At 52.8% G+C, this 2689-nt stretch carries 3 protein-coding genes; all 3 read right to left on the minus strand.

What is annotated here, in order from left to right; all coding sequences use genetic code 11:
- Nucleotides 1–44: 44 nt before the first annotated feature.
- The 3 genes from CU669_RS20860 to CU669_RS20870 all read right to left on the minus strand — a co-directional run bounded on the left by CU669_RS20860 (nucleotide 45) and on the right by CU669_RS20870 (nucleotide 2427).
- Nucleotides 45–338: a DUF1465 family protein gene (locus CU669_RS20860; RefSeq protein WP_112147510.1), complete on the minus strand. Its 294-nt coding sequence runs from the start codon at nucleotides 336–338 to the stop codon at nucleotides 45–47.
- Between the two features lie 156 nt (nucleotides 339–494).
- On the minus strand, nucleotides 495–1829 hold the full coding sequence (locus tag CU669_RS20865; RefSeq protein WP_112147511.1) for a methyl-accepting chemotaxis protein: 1335 nt from the start codon (nucleotides 1827–1829) through the stop codon (nucleotides 495–497).
- A gap of 16 nt (nucleotides 1830–1845) precedes the next feature.
- On the minus strand, nucleotides 1846–2427 hold the full coding sequence (locus CU669_RS20870; RefSeq protein WP_112147512.1) for a PAS domain-containing protein: 582 nt from the start codon (nucleotides 2425–2427) through the stop codon (nucleotides 1846–1848).
- Between the last annotated feature and the right edge of the window lie 262 nt (nucleotides 2428–2689).

Below are 2689 nucleotides of genomic sequence, written 5' to 3' on the forward strand. Positions count from 1 at the left end.
CCGAAATCGAAGCCCCTCCGGGGCTCCGAGTCCGGCCCCATTGCTCAACCCGCGCCAGACGGCGTAACTTTAGTCGGGACTCTACCCATGGCTGGATGAAAGTTCCACGGCAGGTCACTCATCTCTCCAGCATGAACGGCTTTCTGGGCAATTAGCCATGACAAAACATGGCTGAGCCTGGCAATTATATCCATTAATTCAATGTTTATTATGTGTGCTGATTTTTTATCAACTCTTTGCCGGTCATACCACTCCTCATATAAAAGATAGTGCCTAACATTTTCTAAAATGGTAATAGTTTCGGCATACGGTCCATCGAAAATCTTAACGTTGCTCATCGGAAGCCTCGTTCCAGACCTTAAAATCAAATTGATTGCGGTCGTATTTTATATTGCGTATCGTTAAAATATACACTTAATAACTTACTCAAATGGATAGCCATCTGATGGCTGCAACTCAATGCCTTTTCGTTGCCCCCACCCCCAGCCTTTAAATCAGATTTTACCAACTAGGGTGACCCGTGACATGAAGTCATGAATTTCTTCCGTCAGTTTTTTGGAATTATTCGCTCCGTCAGTGGCTCTTGAAAAGAGACGCTCTGCAACCGAGGCGGCGTGCTTTGATGACGCTGATACCAATTCAGTGGATGACGCAGACTGTTCGACGCTTTGACGGACCTGGGCAGTGGCCTTTGTGATCAAATCAGTCGCCGATGTCTGTTGATCGATGGTCTCGTCAACCTGAAGGGTGATTTGGCTGATTTGCCGGACTGTCCGTCCTATCGCTTCCATGACATCGACCGCACTGGAAACGGACGTCTGCATCGAAGCGATCTGCGTGCGGATGTCTTCGGTCGCCTTCACCGCCTGGATGGCAAGAGACTTCACCTCATTCGCCACCACGGTGAAGCCCTTCCCGGCCACACCGGCACGAGCTGCTTCGATCGTGGCGTTGAGAGCGAGAAGGTTAGTTTGCGCCGAAATCTCGGTGATGATATCGACCACCTTTTCGATATGCTGAGCCGTTTCCACCAAATTGGAGAAAGCCACATTCGCGGTATCGACATCTTGGTCGGCGTCGTGGGCGATTTTTGAGGCCTTGGAGACTTGGCCACGGACATCTATCAGGGCGGCGTTGAGATCCTCGGTCGACCGCGCCACCGACTCGGCCTCCCGCAATGTCGCTTGAGCTATGTCGCAGACCTCGGCGGAAAGGGCGGAGGCCTTGTGCACCTCCTTCTTCATGGCGTCCGCTTCACTCAATGTGCCATGACTGATGCTTACCCCCTCGTCGACCCGTGTATTGACGGCATCGCGAAACTTTTCGGCAAGGGAACTGTTTTCTCGAATGCGGATTCCAAGGTTTTCCGTCATGCGGTTGATCGTCGTCGCGGAATGTTTATAGGCGCGATGCATGCCGGCGACGAGGATGCGGCGATGAAACCGGCCTGCCGTTACCTCCTTCAGGGAGGCATTGCTTTCACGGGCGAACGAATCGGCGGCGTCGAGCACATTGTTGGTCGCACGGCAGAGGCGGCTAAGCGTATCGCGTCCTCGCCCGATATCCACCAGCCTTTGCTCCAGGTTGCCGACCGCTCCCCCTTCGAGAACGTGCACGACCAATTCGACGGTGTAATATGTGCGCCGCAGCGCATATAGGCTCCAGGCAAATGCTCCGACGCCACCCGCAGCAAGTAGCAATCCATAGAGGGGAAGAGAGGTAACGGCAATCATCGTCGCCCCTCCACCGAGGACAGCGCAAATGCCCATGGACAATGTCAACATGTTCAGCGGAGACGTGAACAGCGGATGGCGGAAAATCGCATTCATTTCAATATTCCAAAATCTATATAGAAAATAGAAACTCTGAGTAGCTCAGTCCTATTTTTGACATATGAGATGTCAAGTATTCCAAGCCACGCTCGGCTGCGTCGGTCCGGCTTCCGGAAATTTCCACCTTGGCGATTGATTCGTATAGGGGGGTGATGATTTCAATCGCGGACGGAGATGGTGCTCTCCGATTGGAATGGAACCCGACGATCTCCCCGGTCCGGTTGACCGTCGGGGTTACGTGGGCGAATACCCAATAATGGTCGCCATTTCGTGCCCTGTTATTCACATAGGCAAAGACTTCCTCACCAGAGCGGATGGTATCCCACAACAACTTGAACACCGACCTCGGCATATGGGGGTGACGAAGGATTGAATGAGGGGCGCCAAGTACCTCATGTTCATCATAGCCACTGATTTCCAGAAAGGCAGAATTAACGTAGGTTATGACGCCTTTAACATCGGTCTTCGAGACAATTACCGTCCCCGACTCGAGATGACGTTCCCTGCCAGTCAGGTGTTGCCGATTGGTTGCGGTATGGCGGAAAGCCGTGGTGGCTGCGTCCGTTGGTGTGCCGTGGAAGGTGGAAATCCGCATAGTACCAAGACCCTCTCGTCCGCTCCGATAGTTCATGGACCAAGTAGCCTTGAGCATTCCTCCTTGGTCGGGTTTACCTTCATCGAAGAGCCAGGGCAAAACTAATCCCATATGGGAGTATGGCTTCCCATTTGGGCACCATTCCGTAATGGGCACATCAGCCAGCCAGACAGCAGCAAAAAATGCCTAGTGCACTGACGCAAACACAGGATTCACAATCGATCTGCGCCGTGCGAGTCTGTGGTCATGGCACAGACCGTCA

This window comes from Paramagnetospirillum kuznetsovii, from assembly GCF_003284725.1.
In the GTDB taxonomy this organism is placed as follows: Bacteria; Pseudomonadota; Alphaproteobacteria; order Rhodospirillales; family Magnetospirillaceae; genus Phaeospirillum; species Phaeospirillum kuznetsovii.

Bases quoted from the DNA above. Each gene is read 5' to 3' on its own strand.
- CU669_RS20860 (WP_112147510.1), bottom strand. From the start codon at position 338: ATGAGCAACGTTAAGATTTTCGATGGACCGTATGCCGAAACTATTACC.
- CU669_RS20870 (WP_112147512.1), bottom strand. From the start codon at position 2,427: ATGCGGATTTCCACCTTCCACGGCACACCAACGGACGCAGCCACCACG.
- CU669_RS20865 (WP_112147511.1), bottom strand. From the start codon at position 1,829: ATGAATGCGATTTTCCGCCATCCGCTGTTCACGTCTCCGCTGAACATG.